Annotated in this window: 19 protein-coding genes; 15 read left to right on the top strand and 4 right to left on the bottom strand. The window is 45.0% G+C overall.

What is annotated here, in order from left to right:
* Positions 1-214: 214 nt before the first annotated feature.
* Positions 215-1,684, bottom strand: coding sequence for an aminoacyl-histidine dipeptidase (locus tag ACQEXR_RS08965; RefSeq protein WP_426952235.1), 1,470 nt, complete (start codon positions 1,682-1,684; stop codon positions 215-217).
* 1,019 nt (positions 1,685-2,703) lie between these two features.
* On the opposite strand from ACQEXR_RS08965, the gene ACQEXR_RS08960 reads away from it, so the two are divergent.
* From ACQEXR_RS08960 to pgpA, 14 genes are all read left to right on the top strand, one after another.
* The gene (locus ACQEXR_RS08960; RefSeq protein ID WP_426952234.1) at positions 2,704-3,993 is read left to right on the top strand and encodes an NCS2 family permease; all 1,290 of its coding nucleotides are present in this window, start codon (positions 2,704-2,706) and stop codon (positions 3,991-3,993) included.
* A gap of 239 nt (positions 3,994-4,232) precedes the next feature.
* A complete protein-coding gene (gene tet(34) / locus ACQEXR_RS08955) occupies positions 4,233-4,697 on the top strand; it encodes an oxytetracycline resistance phosphoribosyltransferase domain-containing protein Tet(34) (RefSeq protein WP_138973473.1) in 465 nt (154 codons plus the stop codon).
* 99 nt (positions 4,698-4,796) lie between these two features.
* Complete coding sequence (frsA, locus tag ACQEXR_RS08950; protein ID WP_427020149.1) at positions 4,797-6,044, top strand: esterase FrsA; 1,248 nt, start codon at positions 4,797-4,799, stop codon at positions 6,042-6,044.
* A gap of 103 nt (positions 6,045-6,147) precedes the next feature.
* Positions 6,148-6,537 carry a sigma factor-binding protein Crl gene (crl, locus tag ACQEXR_RS08945; protein ID WP_426952232.1) on the top strand — a complete coding sequence of 130 codons (390 nt, stop codon included), beginning with the start codon at positions 6,148-6,150 and terminating at the stop codon, positions 6,535-6,537.
* Between the two features lie 168 nt (positions 6,538-6,705).
* Positions 6,706-7,839 (top strand): glutamate 5-kinase, encoded by a 1,134-nt coding sequence (gene proB, locus ACQEXR_RS08940; protein WP_269376678.1) that lies wholly within the window; start codon positions 6,706-6,708, stop codon positions 7,837-7,839.
* An 11-nt stretch (positions 7,840-7,850) separates the two neighbouring features.
* Positions 7,851-9,101, top strand: a complete 1,251-nt coding sequence (locus ACQEXR_RS08935) for a glutamate-5-semialdehyde dehydrogenase (protein ID WP_427020148.1) — start codon at positions 7,851-7,853, stop codon at positions 9,099-9,101.
* A gap of 104 nt (positions 9,102-9,205) precedes the next feature.
* Positions 9,206-9,655: a transcriptional regulator NrdR gene (nrdR, locus tag ACQEXR_RS08930; RefSeq protein WP_138973468.1), complete on the top strand. Its 450-nt coding sequence runs from the start codon at positions 9,206-9,208 to the stop codon at positions 9,653-9,655.
* 12 nt (positions 9,656-9,667) lie between these two features.
* Positions 9,668-10,774, top strand: coding sequence for a bifunctional diaminohydroxyphosphoribosylaminopyrimidine deaminase/5-amino-6-(5-phosphoribosylamino)uracil reductase RibD (gene ribD / locus ACQEXR_RS08925; protein WP_426952230.1), 1,107 nt, complete (start codon positions 9,668-9,670; stop codon positions 10,772-10,774).
* A 2-nt stretch (positions 10,775-10,776) separates the two neighbouring features.
* Positions 10,777-11,430, top strand: coding sequence for a riboflavin synthase (locus ACQEXR_RS08920; RefSeq protein ID WP_138973466.1), 654 nt, complete (start codon positions 10,777-10,779; stop codon positions 11,428-11,430).
* A gap of 59 nt (positions 11,431-11,489) precedes the next feature.
* Positions 11,490-12,599 carry a bifunctional 3,4-dihydroxy-2-butanone-4-phosphate synthase/GTP cyclohydrolase II gene (gene ribBA / locus ACQEXR_RS08915; RefSeq protein ID WP_331416126.1) on the top strand — a complete coding sequence of 370 codons (1,110 nt, stop codon included), beginning with the start codon at positions 11,490-11,492 and terminating at the stop codon, positions 12,597-12,599.
* A gap of 188 nt (positions 12,600-12,787) precedes the next feature.
* A complete protein-coding gene (ribH, locus tag ACQEXR_RS08910; protein WP_078534915.1) occupies positions 12,788-13,258 on the top strand; it encodes a 6,7-dimethyl-8-ribityllumazine synthase in 471 nt (156 codons plus the stop codon).
* Complete coding sequence (gene nusB, locus ACQEXR_RS08905; RefSeq protein ID WP_138973464.1) at positions 13,258-13,725, top strand: transcription antitermination factor NusB; 468 nt, start codon at positions 13,258-13,260, stop codon at positions 13,723-13,725. The genes ribH and nusB overlap by 1 nt, the downstream gene beginning before the upstream one ends.
* Before the next feature lie 77 nt (positions 13,726-13,802).
* Positions 13,803-14,768 (top strand): thiamine-phosphate kinase, encoded by a 966-nt coding sequence (gene thiL / locus ACQEXR_RS08900; protein WP_427020147.1) that lies wholly within the window; start codon positions 13,803-13,805, stop codon positions 14,766-14,768.
* Positions 14,769-14,781: 13 nt separating this feature from the next.
* Positions 14,782-15,288: a phosphatidylglycerophosphatase A gene (gene pgpA, locus ACQEXR_RS08895; protein WP_331416124.1), complete on the top strand. Its 507-nt coding sequence runs from the start codon at positions 14,782-14,784 to the stop codon at positions 15,286-15,288.
* A gap of 199 nt (positions 15,289-15,487) precedes the next feature.
* On the opposite strand, the gene ACQEXR_RS08890 is transcribed toward pgpA, so the two are convergent.
* From ACQEXR_RS08890 to map, 3 genes are all read right to left on the bottom strand, one after another.
* Entirely contained in the window at positions 15,488-15,871 is a 384-nt protein-coding gene (locus ACQEXR_RS08890) for a DUF3461 family protein (RefSeq protein WP_138973461.1), read from the bottom strand.
* A gap of 139 nt (positions 15,872-16,010) precedes the next feature.
* Positions 16,011-18,632, bottom strand: a complete 2,622-nt coding sequence (glnD, locus tag ACQEXR_RS08885) for a bifunctional uridylyltransferase/uridylyl-removing protein GlnD (RefSeq protein WP_331416122.1) — start codon at positions 18,630-18,632, stop codon at positions 16,011-16,013.
* A gap of 103 nt (positions 18,633-18,735) precedes the next feature.
* Positions 18,736-19,614 carry a type I methionyl aminopeptidase gene (gene map, locus ACQEXR_RS08880; protein WP_138973459.1) on the bottom strand — a complete coding sequence of 293 codons (879 nt, stop codon included), beginning with the start codon at positions 19,612-19,614 and terminating at the stop codon, positions 18,736-18,738.
* A 362-nt stretch (positions 19,615-19,976) separates the two neighbouring features.
* On the opposite strand from map, the gene rpsB reads away from it, so the two are divergent.
* Positions 19,977-20,705: a 30S ribosomal protein S2 gene (rpsB, locus tag ACQEXR_RS08875; RefSeq protein ID WP_269376688.1), complete on the top strand. Its 729-nt coding sequence runs from the start codon at positions 19,977-19,979 to the stop codon at positions 20,703-20,705.
* The last annotated feature ends 118 nt before the right edge of the window (positions 20,706-20,823 follow it).

The following is a 20,823-nucleotide window of genomic DNA, read 5'->3' as shown; positions in this document are numbered from 1 at the left end:
TTGACTACCGATTATATGGCTTGAAGAGGGTATGAGAATTTACCCTAAGGCGCTTCAAGGACGGCGACTGTAGCAACCATGCCATGGTGTGACTAACGAATTAAAATTGCCGTCACAACAAATTATACTTATTAAACGGTAGTATATAAAACAAAAAAAGCCAGCTAATGTGAGCTGGCTTTTTGAATTACTTTTACTAATGGATTAGTGAATACTATTTATTCGGAATTGCTTCTAACAATGCCACCATTTGGTCCCAGAATAGAGCGACTGTATCGATCTTAACCTTCTCATCTGGAGAGTGTGGGAACTTAATGGTTGGGCCAAAAGAAACCATATCCATATTAGGGTAAGGTTCTTTGAATAAACCACACTCAAGACCTGCGTGAATGACCATGATGTTTGGCTTGTGTCCGTAGATACCTTCATACATATCGCGGAAGATAGCCATGATCTCTGAATCAGCATCTGGTTTCCAACCTGGATATGCACCAGAAAACTCGATATTTGCACCGGCGAGGTCTGCAACAGAAGTCAACATACCTTCAACTTGTTGGCGACCAGAATCGATCAGCGATCGTACTAGGCATAGTACGTTGATGTGATCTTGTTCTGTCGTTACAACGCCAACGTTTAGCGACGTTTCAACAACGCCTTCTATCTCATCACTCATACGAATGACGCCATTCGGGCAAGCGTTCAATGCCGCAATAAAACGTTGCTGGTCAGCAATGGAAAGCACTTCTGACTGAGTTTCGATTGCTTGATTAAATGAGACAATGTCAGTTTCAACTTTACCCAGTTCGGTTTTTATCAAGTTGGTATAGAAGTCAAAAAGTTCAGCCAGTTTAGCTTCGTTTTCAGTTGGAATTGCGACGGTAACAAATGCTTCACGAGGGATCGCATTACGTAAGCTACCACCACGGAACTCAATGAGGCGAAGATCTAACTCTTGAGCATGACCCGCTAAGAATCGAGCAAGTAATTTGTTGGCGTTCCCGCGACCTGTGTGGATATCACAACCAGAGTGACCGCCTTTAAGTCCTTTGAGGATCAGTTGGCGAGTAACAAGACCAGCAGGAATCGCTTCACGAGTAATATTGAACGTCATTTCACCATCGATGCCGCCCGCACAACCCATGTAGACTTCACCTTCTTGTTCAGAGTCTGTGTTTAGAAGAATATCGCCTTCCAACCAACCCGCTTCCAAACCAAATGCGCCAGTCATTCCTGCTTCTTCATCAATAGTAAGCAGAACTTCGATTGGACCATGTTTGATCTCTGTTGAAGCAAGCACAGCTAAACAAGAAGCCATACCAATGCCGTTGTCAGCACCTAGCGTCGTGCCTTTTGCGGTAACCCATTCCCCATCTATATAAGGTTGGATAGCATCTTTTGCGAAATCATGATCTGTGTCTTCGTTCTTCTGCGGCACCATATCGATGTGTGCTTGGAGAACTACACCTTTCTTGTTTTCCATACCTGGTGTCGCGGGCTTTTTAATGAACACGTTACCTGTTGGATCACGACGAACATCTAGGCCTTGCTCTGTTGCCCAGTTAACAATGTACTGGGCAAGGGCTTCTTCATGCTTTGAAGGGTGAGGAATAGAACAGATCTTATCGAAAAACTGCCAAAGTGGAGCAGGTGATAAGTTGCTGATTTCAGAATGGAATTCAGACACGGATGACTCCTTTTTAAGAATAATGCCAGATCATATGATTTGTAATCTTAATAATGTAGAGAATTAATCTGCATCTGGCCTATTAAGTAGAGGCACAGAATATCACTCCCAGAGTCGCGGGTGTAGTGAAACCGCAGCTGAATTATCTTGTGGCTATCACAGAATACGGAATTGTCTCGACCACGCTATGTGGCTAGATTCGTATGAAATGTAGGAAAATAAAACAACAAGCTGATAATTCTGTAATTTAATTACGGAATTATAATGATCCTCATCAAGTTTTAAATTTTTTGTGACTTTAATCACTTTAATGCTTGTAATTAAATTTCTTTGAGGTATATTTGTAACCAACTTCCCAAGCGAAGAAAGAAATGCTCAAAGGATGAGTCCGATTTGTCGCCTCCAAGGAACCGAGAAATCAATATTTGTAATCTGTTTTAATTGATTTAGAAGGTGATAGTTATGAAAGGTTTACCAAGTGCAGCGTTCTGGCTAAATAGCTCTGTTTACACAGGCAGCTTTACTTACCCAACAAGCTTCGGTTACTAACCCTAAGCTTGTCACTCTCGAACAGTTTGTTCACCCCTATTATTGGAATTCTTTACGGCTCCTATATAGCTGACATGATTCAACCGCCACTCAATCTGAGTGGCGTTTTTTTTATCTATCCTTTTCCTCTACTCGATATATTTCTTGATTTAGGTGTATCGACCTATCTACCTAGTTATTACGCATTTAGGCACATATTTGTTTGCTTCTTCGCGCGAGTTTCCTAAGAAGAGTTTTCCGTTAGAGTAAAAAAGTGTCTTTTGAAAACTCTCTACTCAATGATGTTTATTGACTGAAATAAAACAAGAAAACACGCTTGCCTCTCATTGTTGTTTGTTTGAAATGTCGTTTTACAGTTAGAAATATTGATTAGAGTCATAATTCTATCTGGAATTTACTATTTGATGACTTTATAATTCGAGCCAATCGATTACGCAACCGTTTACTTTTTACCCTTTTAGGATTCGATCATGTTCGAAAAACTGTTCAAGCTCAGTGAAAACGGCACCAACGTTAAAACTGAGATCATCGCTGGTATTACTACTTTCCTGACGATGGCTTACATCATTTTTGTCAACCCAGCAATGCTTGCAGATGCAGGTATGGACAAAGGTGCTGTGTTCGTAGCAACCTGTCTTGCAGCTGCGATCGGCTGTTTCATCATGGGCTTTGTCGCTAACTACCCAATCGCACTGGCTCCGGGCATGGGTTTGAATGCCTTCTTTACCTACGGCGTAGTGTTAGGCATGGGCCATTCGTGGCAAGTTGCTTTAGGCGCGGTATTTGTATCGGGTCTGATTTTCATGGCGTTGAGCGTATTTAAGATCCGTGAATGGATTATCAACTCAATCCCAATGTCACTGCGTACTGGTATCTCTGCGGGTATCGGTCTCTTCTTGGCTTTCATCGGTCTACAAAATTCAGGTATCGTTGTTGATAACCCAGCAACACTTGTGGGTCTAGGACATATTACAGGTTTACAACCAGCGCTTGCTGCTCTGGGCTTTTTCCTGACCATTGGTTTGGTGTACCGCGGTGTGCGCGGCGCGGTTATGATCGCGATTCTTATTATCACTGCATTGGGTCTAATCGTGGGTGATGTTCAGTGGGGCGGCTTCATGTCTATGCCACCAAGTGTTGCACCAACATTTATGCAGATGAATATCGTTGATGTTTTTGAAGTAGGCATGATTTCAGTTGTATTCGCGTTCCTTTTCGTTGACCTATTCGATACGGCGGGAACACTCGTTGGTGTTGCAAGCAAAGCAAACCTTATTAAAGAAGATGGCAAGCTTCCACGTTTGAGTAAAGCGCTTTTGGCTGACTCAACGGCTACGTCTGTTGGTGCAATGATCGGTACTTCAAGCACGACTTCGTACGTTGAATCAACAGCAGGTGTGGCGGCCGGTGGCCGTACAGGTCTTACTGCTGTGGTTGTTGGTGTGTTGTTCCTACTGGCGTTATTCTTCTCACCATTGGCTGGTATGATCCCTGCCTACGCAACGGCTGGAGCTCTGTTCTACGTTGCGATTCTAATGATGTCAGGTTTAGTAAGCGTTGACTGGCGTGACCTCACAGAAGCGGCTCCGGTTGTTGTGACCTGTCTTCTTATGCCACTGACTTATTCCATTGCTGAAGGTATTGCTCTTGGCTTTATCTCTTACGCAGCGATCAAACTGCTAAGTGGCAAAGGTCGTGATGTTTCTATGAGTGTTTGGGTTCTTGCTGCGGTATTCATTATTAAATACCTAGTAGCTTAAGCGCTAACTCAGTGATTTAGTTCGCTAGTTAACCTCAAATACGCTATTTTTCGCCATAACAGTTGCTCTGTTATGGCGATTATTTTTGTAGTAGAGACAAATTCCCCATTGGTATTGTATGTCGCATCCGTTAAAATAATCGTTTGCGTAGCTTTTCCCCAGATATGTCTGGTGCAATCGTCCTGAGATTCTTGACGTGTTGCTGGGATGCAGATTTTAAAAATTATTAGGTTATTACAATGAGTAAAAAATTCATCATCACTTGGGACCAAATGCACACGTTCTGTCGCGAACTTGCTGAAAAACAGATGCCAGCAGAGCAGTGGAAAGGAATTTGGGCTGTGAGCCGTGGTGGTCTTGTTCCTGGTGCAATCCTAGCTCGTGAGCTGGGTATTCGTCATGTTGATACTATCTGTATTTCTAGCTACGACCATGATCACCAGCGTGATATGACGGTTGTTAAAGCACCTCAAGGCGATGGTGAAGGCTTCCTTATTGTTGAAGATCTTGTCGATAGCGGTGACACGGCGCGTAAACTGCGTGAAATGTACCCAAAAGCCAAACTGATCGCAGTATGTGCTAAACCAGCGGGTGTTGAACTGCTGGATGACTACGTTGTCGATATTGCTCAAGACACATGGATTGAGCAACCTTGGGATATGTCAATTCAGTACGTAGAGCCAATCAACCGTAAGCAAAAGTAGTCGCTAGATTGATATCTCGGCAAATAATTGATGGATGACCCTTTATTGGGTCATTTTTTTTATTACTATTTAGAAAATGATTTTAATTAGGTTGTACTAATGTCCGAGGAAGTCAGTAAGAACCTCTCAGAAACCTTATTCGCTAACCATAAGCAAGCGAAAGAGACTTCTGCGTTGACCCAATACATGCCAACAAGCGAGCAGTTTCTTGAAGAAAAACAGTTGGAAGATGGTTACAAGTGGTACCGAAACTTGCGCAGAATGCAGTGGGCGTGGCAGGGATTAGATCCTATCGAAATAGAATCTGTCCTCGCTAAAATTGCGGCTTCAAAACATTCTCGTACTCATGATGAGTGGCTCGACACTGTGATGGGATATCACAGTGGTAACTGGACATACGAGTGGACGAAATTGGGGATGCTACACCAGAAGCGTTCGGCCGAGCTAAAGGGTGAAATGGCGGCGGATGAGCTATTTAATGCATCGCTCTGTTTTAGTATCGCTGGCTACCCACATTTGAAAAATGACCGCCTTGCGACTCAAGCGCAGGTACTGGCAAGTAGCGCTTATACTGAAGCCACTAAAAAGACCGGCTTTATCGTTAAGCGGATTGAAGTGCCATATCAGAAGAAGAGTATCGTTGCTCATCTCCATCTGACCAGTACGGAAAAGCCTCAGCCTGTAGTGATGGTCAGTGCTGGCTTAGATAGCCTACAAACAGATTTGTGGAGTTTGTTCCGCGATCATTTGGCGAAGAAAAACATCGCAATGCTCACTGTCGATATGCCTTCGATTGGACACAACATCCATTGGAACCTGACTGAGGACACGTCGTGTTTGCATCAGGCAGTGCTGAATGAGTTGTACAGTATCCCCTGGGTCGATCATCATAGAGTTGGTCTGATTGGTTTTCGATTTGGCGGCAATGCGATGGTGCGTTTGTCATTTATGGAGCAAGATAAAATCAAAGCGTGCGTATCATTAGGAGCACCTATTCACGATGTCTTGTCTTCGCCAGCCAAGTTAAAGCAGATGCCCAAAATGTATTTAGATGTCTTGGCATCGCGTCTGGGCAAAAGTGTGGTGGATATTAATAGTCTCGCAGGTCAGTTGATGGCATGGTCTCTTAAGGTTCAGGGGATTTTGTCTAGCCGTAAAACTCGTGTACCGATTCTCGCCATGAGTTTAGAGAATGATCCAGTCTCACCCTATAGTGACAATCAGTTAGTGGCACTTTTTAGTGATTATGGTAAAGCTAAGAAAATTAGTGCTAAAACAATTACACAAGGCTATGAGCAATCCCTCGATTTAGCGATAAAGTGGTTGGAGGACGAGCTAATTAGATGACATTTCAGCTAATTTAGACAACACTTAATCATATCGACTACCCAGACTTTTAAGTCCTTTCTAGTAGGCGATTATAATAAGTCAATGAATATGGAGATTCATTATGTCTGAACCGACGAAAAGTCCAACGCACTACCGCTTGTTATCAACCCTAAGAGCTATTGGTCCTTATCTACGAGAATCACAGAGCACGGATGGCATGTATATCTTTGATTGCTTGTCTGTGTGTGTAAACGACAAAAAATCTCCTGAACAAAGGGAGTTTTGGGGCTGGTGGTTAGAGCTCGAGAAAAACGGCGATCTATTTGAAGCTCGCTATCGAACTGGATTGTACGATGTGGCAGGTGAGTGGCAGGAGAAAGCATTACCGAAAAAAACGGTCGAAGATGTGACGCGCACTCAGGAGGCCTTCCATCAGAAACTGATAGAAACACTGAGTAAGGATTTCGAAATACCAGTGGCAATGCATAAAGAGTCGGTAGAATTCGTCTAATTTTCGTTGCTTATTATTGCTGTTCACCAAAAAGGCGCTTTTTAGCGCCTTTTCTGCTTGTGAATTTGCCATTTGATTGCTAAAACATCAGGTCTAATCGATCTTGTTAGCCTATCTTCTTGCGCTAGGGTCGTGACGGTTTTTTATTTATTTCATAGTAGAAAGACAATGAATCAAGAAAGCGGAAAAGCATCACAGTCTCAGACCGTGGTGGTTAAATTAGGTACAAGTGTTTTAACTGGTGGCACTCTGGCTTTGGACCGAGCTCATATGGTTGAGTTGGTTCGTCAATGTGCAGAACTGAAAAAGCAAGGCCACTCTGTCGTGATGGTCTCGTCTGGCGCGATTGCAGCAGGACGCGAACACCTAGGATACCCCGCACTGCCCAACTCAATGGCAAGTAAGCAGCTACTAGCGGCTGTTGGACAAAGTCAGTTAATTCAGACTTGGGAGTCATTGTTCGCTATTTATGGACTAAAAATCGGACAAATGCTGTTAACACGTGCCGATCTTGAAGACCGTGAGCGCTTCTTAAATGCGCGTGACACCATCAATGCGTTAGTTGAAAACGATATTATTCCTGTTGTTAACGAAAACGATGCGGTGGCAACCAGTGAAATCAAAGTGGGTGACAATGACAATTTGTCTGCCTTAGTTGGCATTCTTTGTGGTGCTGACAAACTGTTACTTCTTACCGATCAAAAAGGTCTGTTTACTGCGGATCCTCGCAAAGACCCTAATGCTGAGTTGATTAAGGAAGTAAAAACCATTGATGACACGCTGCGTAAAATTGCAGGTGGCAGTGGTACGACACTCGGTACCGGTGGTATGGCAACAAAACTGCAAGCAGCGGATATTGCACGCCGAGCTGGTATAGAAGTCATTATTGCGGCTGGTAGTGCACCGAACGTAGTATTCGACTCATTGGGCGAACATCCACAAGGAACTCGATTCCTACCTTGTGAAGAGGCACTAGAGAACCGTAAGCGCTGGATATTGGCGGGGCCTGCTGCGTCTGGTGATATTGTTATTGATGATGGTGCTGTGAATGCTGTAGTCGGAAAGGGCAGCAGTCTATTGGCTAAAGGCTTAACCAAAGTAAGTGGTGAGTTTGCTCGCGGAGACGTCGTGCGAGTAACTGATGTCAAAGGCAAGCTGATTGCGCGTGGTATCGCGAGCTACTCCAGTCAAGATATGGCGAAGATCGTTGGCAAGCATAGTAAAGATATAATCGGAATACTTGGGTACGATTACGGCAACGAAGTGCTTCACCGTGATGATATGGTCGTCATCCAAGAATAAGGAAAAACAAAGTGGAACTGATTTCAATGGGGATCGCGGCAAAAGATGCGGCGTTCCAACTAGCGACTGCTTCGACAGCGCAAAAAAACAAAGCCCTAGCTATCATCGCTGATGAACTTGAAGCGAATGCAGACACTATTCTAGCTGCCAACGCTAAGGATATCGCCAAAGGCCGCGATGCAGGTTTGAGCGACGCATTACTTGATCGTCTTCTTCTTAACCAAGAGCGTCTATCGGGGATTGCCAATGACGTACGTAACGTTATCAGCCTTAATGATCCAGTGGGTAGCGAGCTAGATAGCAAAGTGTTGGAAAACGGAATGACGCTGTCTCGTCGTCGTGTTCCTCTTGGCGTCGTGGGTGTTATCTATGAAGCGCGTCCAAACGTGACCATCGATATTGCTGCATTGTGCTTAAAAACAGGTAACGCCAGTATCTTACGTGGCGGTAAAGAGACTTTTTTCTCTAACATGGAGTTGGTTAAGGTTATTCAATTTGCGCTAGCGAAAGCTGAACTTCCGGCTGCATCAGTACAGTACATTGAAAAACCAGATCGTGAATTGGTTTCTCAGCTACTAAAACTGGACGATTACGTTGATATGATTATTCCTCGTGGTGGTGCTGGTCTACACAAAATGTGTAAAGAGAACAGCACGATTCCTGTGATCATCGGTGGTTTTGGTATCAGCCATATTTTTGTGGATGAGAGCGCTGATTTGGTGAAGTCTCTGGATGTGGTAGAAAACGCTAAAGTTCAACGTCCTTCCGCCTGTAATGCACTTGATACTCTGTTAGTACATGAGAAAGTGGCGGCCGAATTCTTGCCAATGCTGATCGAGCGAATCAACGACCAAGTTACCTTTGTTGTCGAAGCAAGTGCGAAGCCTTTTATGAGTGCAGCCAAACAGCAGCGCGATGCGGTAGAGGGTGACTTTGATACTGAATGGCTGAGCTACACTCTGGGTGTTAAGGTAGTGGCGGATGTTAAAGAAGCGATTAACCACATGCGTGTGCACAATGCTAGCCACTCAGATGCCATCATGACCAACAGTCTTGTTAACTCGGAGTTGTTTATAAACTCTGCTGGTTCGGCTGCAGTTTATGTGAATGCCTCTACGCGTTTCACTGACGGTGCTCAGTTTGGTCTGGGTGCGGAAGTTGCTGTATCAACCCAAAAACTTCACGCTCGTGGTCCAATGGGTCTAGAAGAGCTAACCAGTTATAAATGGGTTGGTAAGGCGAACTACTTGCCGCGCAGTTAACAAATATCGGTTAACATTGGTTGAAAAAGGGGCTAACGGGCCCCTTTTGCTTTTATTAAGAATACTTAATCCGCTAAACTGTCTGTCACTTATATGGAGGTGATATGCATTGTCCTTTTTGCTCTGAGAATGATACTAAAGTGATCGATTCTCGCTTGGTTGCTGATGGCCATCAGGTTCGTCGCCGTAGGCAGTGTCTTGCGTGTAATGAACGTTTCACAACTTTCGAAACCGCTGAACTGGTGATGCCTCGTGTGATTAAATCTAACGGGAATCGTGAACCATTTAATGAAGACAAAATGGTGGGTGGTCTTCAGCGGGCATTAGAAAAACGCCCAGTAAGTGCCGACGCAGTCGATGTTGCGATTAGTATGATTAAGTCACAACTTCGCGCAACAGGTGAACGCGAAGTACCTAGTGAAATGATAGGTAACTTGGTGATGGATCAACTCAAAGAGCTAGATAAGGTTGCGTACATTCGCTTTGCTTCTGTTTACCGTAGCTTCGAAGACATTCGAGAATTTGGTGAAGAGATTGCAAGGTTAGAAGATTAAGGCCGTTTCTCTATGACTACCTTTACTCGGCAAGATTTTATCATGATGTCCCGCGCTATTGAGTTAGCAAAAGGGGGCATCTATACCACGGCTCCAAATCCCAATGTAGGCTGTGTTATCACCCTTGATGGTGAAGTCGTGGGTGAAGGCTTTCACTTGCGCGCTGGTGAACCCCACGCTGAAGTACACGCCCTTCGAATGGCAGGTGAAAAGTCAGTGGGTGCCACTGCATACGTGACGTTAGAGCCTTGTTCTCATTACGGCAGAACTCCACCATGTGCAGAGGGGCTGATCAAGGCCAAAGTGGCTAAAGTCATTTGCGCGATGCAAGACCCCAACCCCCAAGTCGCAGGGCGCGGGATTAAAATGCTGCGCGATGCGGGCATAGAAGTTGAAGTCGGCCTGCTGGAACAAGATGCGATCAATCTAAATCCGGCATTTATCAAACGAATGAAAAGCGGAATGCCGTTTGTTCAATTAAAAATGGCTGCTAGCTTAGATGGTCAGACAGCCTTATCTAATGGCCAAAGTCAGTGGATCACATCTGCGCAAGCGCGTCAGGACGTACAAAACTACCGCGCACAAAGCGGCGCGATACTCTCAACCAGCAAAACCGTTATTGAAGACAATGCTTCATTGAATGTGCGTTGGGAAGAGTTACCAATTTCAGTACAGACGAAGTACCCACATCAGCAATTGCGCCAGCCAGTTAGGGTTATTCTCGATAGACAAAGCCAACTGACACCAGAGTTAAAGTTATTTCATACTGAAGGGGAGCGTTTAATTGTTTCACCACAAGGCGATGTGCAGCCAACGCTAAACTCAAATCAGCAAGTGGATTTAGCCGCGACATTTTCTCAATTGGCGACTGCTCATAACATTAACCATCTCTGGGTCGAAGCTGGAGCGACATTAGCGTCTAGTCTTATTCAGCAAAATCTAGTTGATGAGCTGGTGCTCTATCTGGCTCCTAAGATTATGGGAAGTGATGGTCGAGGATTGCTCGGCGCACTTGGGCTGGCGTCAATGGCCGATGTCATTGATCTTAATTTTAAAGATATCAGACTCGTTGGTCGCGATGTACGCATCGTTGCCACAATTGAAAAGAAAGAATCCTAATCATGTTTACAGGTATTGTAGAAGCAGTCGGTACCTTGACTGCAATCACGCCAAAGGGCGAAGACATTAGTGTGACGGTTGATGTTGGCAAGCTTGATATGAGTGATGTCAAGCTTGGCGATAGTATTGCCACCAATGGTGTCTGCTTAACGGTCGTCGCCTTTACTTCCACCAGTTATACCGCAGACTTGTCACTAGAAACCCTTGATAAAACAGGATTTACTGATTACCAAGCGGGTGACAAAGTTAACTTAGAAAAGGCGATGTTACCAACGACCCGGTTTGGCGGGCACATTGTCTCTGGGCATGTTGATGGAGTCGGCCAAATCGTTGAAAGAAATATGATAGGGCGTGCGATTGAATTCTGGGTATCAATGCCAGAGGAGCTGTCGAAATACGTTGCGGAAAAAGGTTCGATTACGGTTGATGGTATCAGCTTGACAGTGAACGCTCTACGCAAGAACGCGTTCAAACTCACCATAGTTCCGCATACGGGTGAAGAGACGACAATTGCCGATTTCCATGTGGGTCGAAAAGTGAACCTCGAAGTTGATGTACTTGCTCGCTATATGGAACGTTTACTGACCAGTCGAGAAGAGCAACAAACACAATCCAGCATCACCATGGAATTTTTACAGCAAAATGGATTTGCCTAGGTTAGGCAATGGTCTGACCGATTTAATTAGCCGCTAGAAGCCAAGATAGGAATATAAAGATGCCAATTAGTACGCCACAAGAAATTATTGATGATATTCGTTTAGGTAAAATGGTTATCCTGATGGATGACGAAGATCGTGAGAATGAAGGCGATTTAATCATGGCTGCTGAGCATGTGACTCCAGAAGCGATTAACTTCATGGCGACTCACGGTCGTGGCTTGATCTGCTTAACCATGACTAAAGCGCGTTGTGAGCGTCTTGGTTTGCCTCCTATGGTTCAAGACAACAATGCTCAGTACACCACCAACTTTACGGTTTCAATCGAAGCTGCGGAAGGCGTAACGACTGGTATTTCTGCCGCAGACCGCGCGCGTACAGTTCAGGCGGCAGTTGCGAAAGATGCCAAAGCCGCAGATCTTGTTCAGCCAGGCCACATCTTTCCTTTAGCGGCGCAAGAAGGCGGAGTTTTAACACGTGCCGGGCATACAGAAGCAGGTTGTGATTTAGCTCGTCTTGCTGGGCTAGAGCCAGCGGGTGTGATTGTCGAGATTCTCAATGACGATGGCACTATGGCACGCCGTCCTGACTTGGAAGTTTTTGCTGAAAAGCATGGCCTTAAACTGGGTACGATTGCGGATCTGATTGAATACCGCAATAACACGGAAACGACCATTGAGCGTGTCGCTGAATGTCAATTGCCTACCGAGTTTGGTGAATTTAACTTAGTGACTTACCGTGACACCATAGACAACCAAATCCACTATGCACTTTGCAAAGGTGAGTTAACCGCAGATGCACCGTTAGTCCGTGTTCATTTGCAAGATACTTTTACTGACTTACTGCATAGCGATAGAAATGCTGAGCGCAGTTGGACGCTTGATGCGGCCATGAAACGTATCGGTGAACAGGGCGGTGTTTTGGTTATTCTTGGTAACGAGGAGTCAACGGAACTGTTGATCCACCGCGTTAAAATGTTCGAAGCACAGGACAAAGGTCAAGCACCAACATTAGCGAAAAAACAAGGTACCTCTCGCCGCGTGGGGGTGGGATCGCAGATTCTTGCGGATCTTGGCGTACATGATATGCGTCTATTGTCATCAACCAACAAAAAGTACCATGCGCTTGGCGGTTTTGGCCTGAACGTCGTTGAATATGTATGTGAGTAATCTTGGTCACTGACCTTGTTCTACCTACTCAATCAGGCCTTGTCGTTAGTGCAAGGCCTAAAACTTGTACTAGCCAAATGCTTTAGCTGCTGGGTACGAGTTCTGTTAAATTTCTATTAGATATTGCTCACAGATTTGTGCTAGAATCCGGCGATTCTCACTTGATGAACATAGTTAAAGGAAGGCTTATGAAAGTGATCGAGGGTGGCTTCCCAGCGCCAAACGCAAAAATTGCTATCGTTATTTCTCGTTTCAACAGTTTTATTAACGAAAGTCTATTGTCTGGTGCAATCGATACTTTAAAGCGTCACGGTCAAGTAAGCGAAGATAATATCACTATCGTTCGCTGTCCTGGTGCAGTAGAGCTTCCACTTGTTGCTCAGCGCGTAGCTAAAACCGGTAAGTACGATGCGATCGTATCACTAGGTACAGTTATTCGCGGTGGTACACCACACTTTGACTATGTTTGTAGTGAATGTAACAAGGGTCTTGCGCAGGTGTCTCTGGAATACAGTCTTCCAGTCGCATTTGGTGTACTGACTGTTGATACAATTGACCAAGCAATTGAGCGCGCAGGAACCAAGGCTGGTAATAAAGGTGCAGAGGCTGCACTAAGCGCACTTGAGATGATTAACGTTCTTTCAGAAATCGATTCCTAATGGGGGCCAGTGTGAAACCAGCCGCACGTCGTAATGCACGTCGATTCGCTCTACAAGCGATCTACTCTTGGCAAATTACTAAAGAAAATGTTGCTACGATTGAGGAGCAGTTTTTGTCAGGTGGCAAGTATGATGAAGAAGAACATCATGCATCAGAACCTGCACTATCTACTCCGGATACAGATGTCGCATACTTCCGTGACCTACTAACAGGTGTTGTGCTAAGTCACACAGAGCTAGATAGTAAGATTCGTCCATACACTGCTCGTCCAATGCAAGATTTGGATATGATGGAGCTAGCGCTTCTTCGTTTAGCAATGTATGAAATGACACGTCGTGAAGACGTGCCTTACAAAGTGGTCATTAACGAAGCGATTGAACTTGCAAAAGTGTTCGCGGCGGAAGATAGCCACAAATTCGTCAATGGTGTGCTAGATAAAGCGGCACCTCATGTACGTAAGAAATAATCGGTTTTGATTATCTAAAGGTCAGCAAATGCTGACCTTTTTTATGTCCAAACATTCAATAATTTAACGGTCATAGTATGTCTGGTGAATTTAATCTGATTGAAAAATATTTTGTTAATCGTCAGAAGCAACGGAAAGACGTTGTGCTTGCCGCTGGTGACGATTGTGCATTGGTAAAAGTACCAGAGAACCTTTCTGTGGCGATCAGTACCGATACTTTAGTTGCAGGGACACACTTCCTCGCTGATGCAAACCCTAGCTGGGTTGCGCACAAGGCATTAGCGTCCAATATTAGTGATCTTGCCGCAATGGGGGCGACCCCGAGTTGGGTATCACTTGCGTTAACTATGCCGAGTCCAGATGAGTTATGGCTGGCGCCCTTCTGTGATGCATTCTTTGAGTTGGCGGATTACTACGGAATCCAGTTAATTGGTGGTGATACCACTAAAGGGCCTTTAAGTATCACTTTAACCGTGCAGGGTTTAGTGGATGCAGATAAAGCATTACGTCGAGATGGTGCTCAGGTTGGCGATTGGGTCTACGTTACCGGGGTGCTCGGTGACAGCAAAGCAGGCTTAGATGTGGTGCTTGATAACAGTTTGCGTCGTAAGCCTTTTGCCGAGCAACTGGAGCAGCGTCATTACCTAGCAACACCAAGAGTGCTGGTGGGGCAAGCACTACTCAATTTGGCTAGTTCCGCTATCGATATTTCTGACGGACTGATTTCTGATATCAAGCATATATTGAATCGCTCACACGTTGGGGTAAGCCTTGACGTAGCACAACTTCCTGTTTCTAATGAACTTACTCAGTTTGTAGGCAGTGCAGAGCTTGCTCTGCAATATGCGTTATCAAGTGGTGAAGAGTATGAACTGTGCTTTACCGTCCCTGAGCAGAACAAGGGATCGATTGAAAGTGCACTCGCACATTGTGGCGCTAAGTTAACATGTATCGGCCAGATTCGTCCTCAGGGAACCTTTGAACTGCACAGTAATGGGCAACCAATTGACTGGCACCTAAGCGGCTACGATCACTTTAAGTAAGATATAATCAGTTATGACAAATCCTCTTTCTCTTATCTCATTAAAAAATCCATGGCACCTACTTGCGACTGGTTTCGGTAGTGGTCTATCGCCCATCGTGCCGGGTACGATGGGTACGCTAGCAGCGATCCCCTTCTATTTGCTGCTGGTGCAATTACCTCTGCCTTTGTATCTTGTTGCACTCGTCGTTGCTTGCATCGTCGGTGTAAAAATTTGCCAAGTCACCTCGGATGATATGGGGGTTCATGATCATGGCTCAATTGTATGGGATGAGTTTGCTGGCTTTTGGATTACCATGTTAGTGGTCCCAGTACTAAACCTGTCGGCATATGACTGGAAATGGCTGTTAACGGGCTTTGTTCTGTTCCGATTCTTCGACATGGTAAAACCATGGCCTATCGGCTGGTTGGATAAGCGAGTACATGGCGGGTTAGGTATTATGCTGGATGATATTGTCGCTGGTGTGATGGCGGGTGTGGCGCTTTATCTGGTTGGCAAATATGCGGGTTGGCTTGTTTAAAGTTTAGAACGCTTCGCTACGAGAATAGAGATCGAGCTTAGCCCTACGAGATTTTAGAACGGACTTCGTCCTTCGAGAGGAGCTTGTGATGAGTGAGTCGAAAGTTGCAGGCAGCGCTTGCTGATACTTAAGTTTAATTATCTGAATTTAAAAGAAAAGGGTTGGCATGCACTGTCAACCCTTGAGAACTATCTCGCTTCTATTTCAGCTTCTCTAAATCCGCTTCGATCTCTGCAATCTTACTTGAGACCACTTTCTCTAAGTGGCGTAAGTCGGTAAGAATCTTCTGTTTTACGTCGACTTCATTGCTGCTAACCGGCTTGGTCAACTTATTCAGCTCATCAATAACTAGAGTCAAGTTGCGGTTTATTTCAGTCACTTCTTTGTATTGATGGCTTCCGCTATCAACCAAAACGTTTTTGACTTGTCGTGGGTATTTGAACTTGACGCTTTTCGCAAACAACTCACCTTTTTGTTTGTGAAAATAGATTTTTAACACATCCTTGTGCGCTTCTTGACGAAGGGAATAGCGCTCAATTTGTTTAGGATCGTGAATACCTAAACCAGTGAGGTGTGGATACATAGGCTACCTCTATTGTGTTGCAGTGACGATCCCTACTCAAAGCGAGTAGGGATTAAACAATTCACTATTAATGTAGCAGTCAATATTCGTGGTAGACAGCGCTTTTTTAACCAAGTTAATAACTTGTGGTCGAGATCGCTTACGGTGCCAGTTCAGCGATGTTTTTAATCAAGTTTTCGCGCAATTCTTGCTGTTCTTCCTCTGTTAATTTGCCACCATTTTGGCTAGTAATGATGAACAAGTCTTCGGCACGCTCGCCAATGGTTGTGATCTTCGCAGCGTGCAGATCAATCCCCAAATCGGCAAAGGTTGCCCCTACCGTTGCCAGCAATCCAGGAGTATCCAGAGCAACAAACTCGAGTAAGGTACGCTTTTTGCTCTTTGTCGGTAGGAAATCGACCGTCGTCTTGACCTGAAAATGTTGCAGGTTACGCGGAATCCGGCGTGTCTTGATTTTGGTTGGTCTACCATCTTCAAGTACGTGTGCCAGATGTTTAATCACTGCTTTATGGCGGCTTTCGTCAATCACTTCACCATGCTGATCTAGAACCATAAAGGTATCGAGTACGTAACCATCCTTGCTGGTCATGACTTGCGCGTCATGAACGTTGAAGTTACGTCGGTCAAGTTCTGCGACCACAGTGGCGAAAAGCGCATGCTGGTCTTTACTATAGACAAACACTTCTGTACCACCGCGAGTGGCTTTTTTAGACATCAGGATCAGTGGCTTGGTATGGTCTTCATGGCGAAGTAAGTGCATACAGTGCCAAGCGATCTGTTTGTGTGTATGGCGTAAAAAATAATCTGCCTTAAAGCGCTGCCACAATACTTCAATTTCTCGGGCACTAAACCCTTCTTTGCGCAGCAAAGCCGAGGCTAATTGTTGGTTGTGACGAATACGTTCCCTGACATCGACAGGGTTTTCCAAGCCGCGGCGCAGTGCTCGTTGCGTTGAGTAAAAAAGCTCCGCAAGCAAGGTACGCTTCCAGCTGTTCCATAATTCTGGGTTGGTGGCACAAATATCCGCGACCGTGAGACAAACCAGATACTCTAAATACTCTTCATCGCGAACTTGTTTCGCAAACTCAGTAATCACCTCCGGATCATAGATATCACGGCGCTGAGCGGTCACAGACATCAGTAGATGGTTTCTAACTAACCAAGAAACTAGCTTTGCTTCAGGCTTAGATAAACCGTGTTCGATACAAAAATCGTACGCTTCACCTTCACCAATAACCGAGTGATCTCCCCCACGACCTTTGCCTATGTCATGGAAAATGGCTGCGATGATCAATAACTCTTTTTTCTGAATTCTCGGATAGACTTCGCAGCAGATAGGGTGTTTATCGTGGTTTTTAGCGTAGCCGAAGGTGTTGATATGTTTTAGGAGTCGCACGCTGTGTTCATCAACGGTATAGACATGAAACAAATCAAACTGCATCTGGCCGACGATTTGGCTCCATTGAGGCAGATAGGCCGCTAGTACTCCAAGTTTGTGCATCAGACTGAAGGCTTTGTGCAGTGCATTTGGATGACGACAAAGCTCTAAGAACTTTTCACGAGCTTCTGGAATGGTGTGTAAAAATTTATTCAGGCGTCGACGAGCGGTTCTTAGTTGGCGCATGGTCGGTGGCGAGACACCTTCAATGGTTGAATCATTCGCGATATGCAGGAACATATCTAAGATAGTTTCAGGACGCGCCTGAAATAACGCAGGTTTACGCGCTTCAATAAGATGACCGCGACGCTGAAAATCCTCGCTGAGAACTTCTGGCTTATCTTCGATACCGTTGTCGAGGATCGCTTGATCGAAGAGTTTTAGCAGCATTTTATTGAGTTCTGCTACGCGGCGAAGCGTACGATAGAACTCTTTCATCATCATCTCAACGCCTCGATTTCCTTCCCCAGTATATCCAAGGCTTTCAGCCACCTGAGGCTGATGAGCAAAGGTGAGGCGGTTATCATAGCGTTTTAACTCAATGTGCAACGCGAAGCGAACGCGCCATAGAAAATCCTGACACTCGACCAGTTCTCGGTACTCGGCATCGGTTAGAAATCCATAGCGACTCATTTCGAGTAGCGATGTTGCACCAAAGTGACGACGTGCGACCCAACTCAGAGTGTGTATATCACGTAAACCACCTGGCGTAGACTTAATATCCGGCTCTAGATTGTAAGTCGTATCGTGGTAGCGAGCATGTCGGTCGCGCTGCTCTTGAACCTTGGCCTTGTAGAAAATCTCACTTGGCCAAAATGATTCTGAATGAATCACCATTTTTAGCTGGTGAAAGGTATCTTCGCAACCACACAGCAAACGAGCCTCTTGTAAGTTCGTCGCCACCGTGAGGTCTTCACGTCCTATGGCAGCACACTCTTCGACACTACGTACCGCGTGGCCGACTTCTAAACGTAAATCCCAAAGTAGGGTAATGAACTCACTCACTTTGCTGGCAAGTGCATCAGGCAATGCCTTACGCGATACAACCAGGATATCGATGTCTGACAGTGGGTGTAGTTCACCTCGACCATAACCGCCAACAGCGACAAGGCTAATATTAGGTAAGGCGGTAAAGCCAAAATGTTGCCACAAACGGTTGAGAAGTAGGTCGATATATTCAGCTCGACCTAATACCAAGTCGGTCACTGGGTGATGGGCAAGAAACTCTTGTTTCTGGTAATCAGCAAATTTTTCTAGCTGGTTTTTTAACTCAGCAATTGTGAGCTGTTGATCGTCAAAAGTGAGTGGTGATTGAAACGGCATACAGCGAATCCATGCAAAACAGTCCTGATGACCAATCTATCAGACTTATAAGGATAAAAAAATATCCCCGACAGGGCGGGGATATTTGAGGAACTTGCGGTGATTATGCGTTGTTCATTAGGCGAGGGATGGTGTCATCGCTACGCAGCGTTAACACTTCACAGCCGTTTTTCGTCACCAAGATGGTGTGTTCATACTGGGCTGACTTCTTACCATCACCAGTGTAAACCGTCCAATCATCTTCGGCATCAACAGTCACGCCAAACTTACCTTCGTTAATCATTGGTTCAATGGTAAAACACATGCCTTCTTTTAGTACTCGGCGGTCGTTATTTTTGTAGTGAACGATTTGAGGCTCTTCGTGGAACTCGTTACCAATACCGTGACCACAGAAATCTTTAACAATAGAGAACTTATTGCGTGGATTGTTCTTGTTGTTAGTCTTGATGTATTTCTCAATTGCCGTACCAATATCACCAACGGTTGCGCCTGGTTTTACTTGACGCATACCAATGTATAGCGCTTCTTGGGTGACCATACATAGACGTTTGTCAGCAGGAGATACTTCGCCGACAAAGAACATCTTCGATGTATCACCATGGTAACCCTCTGGGCGGACAGACAAATCAGCGTCAGCATCGTTAGGGATGATCACGGTAATATCAACGTTAATGATGTCGCCATTTTTGAGCACAGCAGGTTTCAGTTGCCCATTGCTGCCTACTTCGTCTGCTGAAGCTGGAATACCGTGACATACAATGTGGTTGATGGACGTACAGATTGATTTAGGGAATCCATGGTAATCAAGAGGTGCAGAATATGCGCCTTTTTCAATCCCGTAATCGTGACAGATTTGGTTTAGCTCATCTGTTGTCACACCTTCTTTGATGTGCGGTTCGATCATTTCTAGGATTTCAGCGGCCAACGCGCCCGCTAGTCGCATACGTTCGATTTCTTCAGCTGTTTTAATCTTGATTGACATCGGCTTTCTCTATTTGTTCTTGTGCACAAGTGAGTGCGAATCGGCGCATTCTATCAGGAACACAACATAATGAGAATTATTCTTCATCTTTCGATAGTACGTGTGGGAATGAAAATAGTGCACTCTCATCCCTAACAATCGTTTTTTTACTAGCCATGATAGGCAAAAATATGGTATAAAGCGCGCCGGAAATGTGGTCTGTTCTCTCTAGCTGAACGTTTATCAGGTGGCGAAACTGATTACTTCCGACTAACTTATATCTTTAAATCACACACATTCCGTCACATATTCCGGGGTGCTGGGCAGAAGCCTAGTCGGAGTTATGGGGGATGTGGAGGCCTAACCCCATAGAGGATTTTAAAATGGCAACTGTATCAATGCGCGATATGCTGAAAGCTGGTGTTCACTTCGGTCACCAAACTCGTTACTGGAACCCAAAAATGAAGCCATTCATCTTTGGTGCTCGTAACCGCGTTCACATCATCAACCTAGAAAAAACTGTACCAATGTTCAACGAAGCTCTAGCTGAACTAGCTAAAGTTGGCGAGAAGAAAGGTAAAGTTCTATTCGTAGGTACTAAGCGCGCTGCATCTGAAGCTGTTAAAGAAGCTGCAATCGCAAGCAACCAGTACTACGTAAACAACCGCTGGTTAGGCGGTATGCTTACAAACTACAAAACTGTTCGTCAATCAATCAAGCGTCTAAAAGAACTTGAAGCTCAAGCTCAAGACGGTACTTTTGACAAACTAACTAAGAAAGAAGCTCTAATGCGTACTCGTGAAATGGAGAAGCTAGAGAAATCTCTTGGTGGTATCAAAGACATGGGCGGCCTACCAGACGCTCTATTCGTAATCGATGCTGATCACGAACACATTGCGATTAAAGAAGCTAACAACCTAGGTATCCCAGTTTACGCTGTAGTAGATACTAACTCTAACCCAGACGGCGTTGACTACATCATCCCAGGTAACGACGATGCGATCCGTGCAGTTCAGCTTTACCTAAACGCTGCTGCTGCTTCAGTAACTGAAGGTCGTAACAAAGACGTAGCTGCTGTTGCTGAGAAAGACGGTTTCGTAGAAGCTGAATAATAGCGGCTCCGAGTCACACTTAGTCTATGTGCAACCAAGTTGTAGCATAAACTGAGTTATAGTTATCAGCAGGGGCCGAAAATGTAGGCCCCTGTTTTTTACCAAATCCAGAATCAAC

This window comes from Vibrio sp. TRT 2004 (assembly GCF_050113735.1).
GTDB lineage: Bacteria > Pseudomonadota > Gammaproteobacteria > Enterobacterales > Vibrionaceae > Vibrio.
Note: the sequence above shows the minus strand (reverse complement) of the source record. Positions and strands in the feature narration are given on the sequence as shown.

Coding starts and splice junctions, on each gene's coding strand:
- ribH (WP_078534915.1), top strand. CDS start 12,788: ATGAAAGTGATCGAGGGTGGCTTCCCAGCGCCAAACGCAAAAATTGCT.
- frsA (WP_427020149.1), top strand. CDS start 4,797: ATGTCCGAGGAAGTCAGTAAGAACCTCTCAGAAACCTTATTCGCTAAC.
- nusB (WP_138973464.1), top strand. CDS start 13,258: ATGGGGGCCAGTGTGAAACCAGCCGCACGTCGTAATGCACGTCGATTC.
- ACQEXR_RS08890 (WP_138973461.1), bottom strand. CDS start 15,871: ATGTATCCACACCTCACTGGTTTAGGTATTCACGATCCTAAACAAATT.
- thiL (WP_427020147.1), top strand. CDS start 13,803: ATGTCTGGTGAATTTAATCTGATTGAAAAATATTTTGTTAATCGTCAG.
- proB (WP_269376678.1), top strand. CDS start 6,706: ATGAATCAAGAAAGCGGAAAAGCATCACAGTCTCAGACCGTGGTGGTT.
- map (WP_138973459.1), bottom strand. CDS start 19,614: ATGTCAATCAAGATTAAAACAGCTGAAGAAATCGAACGTATGCGACTA.
- ribBA (WP_331416126.1), top strand. CDS start 11,490: ATGCCAATTAGTACGCCACAAGAAATTATTGATGATATTCGTTTAGGT.
- ribD (WP_426952230.1), top strand. CDS start 9,668: ATGACTACCTTTACTCGGCAAGATTTTATCATGATGTCCCGCGCTATT.
- pgpA (WP_331416124.1), top strand. CDS start 14,782: ATGACAAATCCTCTTTCTCTTATCTCATTAAAAAATCCATGGCACCTA.
- ACQEXR_RS08920 (WP_138973466.1), top strand. CDS start 10,777: ATGTTTACAGGTATTGTAGAAGCAGTCGGTACCTTGACTGCAATCACG.
- ACQEXR_RS08960 (WP_426952234.1), top strand. CDS start 2,704: ATGTTCGAAAAACTGTTCAAGCTCAGTGAAAACGGCACCAACGTTAAA.
- nrdR (WP_138973468.1), top strand. CDS start 9,206: ATGCATTGTCCTTTTTGCTCTGAGAATGATACTAAAGTGATCGATTCT.
- rpsB (WP_269376688.1), top strand. CDS start 19,977: ATGGCAACTGTATCAATGCGCGATATGCTGAAAGCTGGTGTTCACTTC.
- glnD (WP_331416122.1), bottom strand. CDS start 18,632: ATGCCGTTTCAATCACCACTCACTTTTGACGATCAACAGCTCACAATT.
- crl (WP_426952232.1), top strand. CDS start 6,148: ATGTCTGAACCGACGAAAAGTCCAACGCACTACCGCTTGTTATCAACC.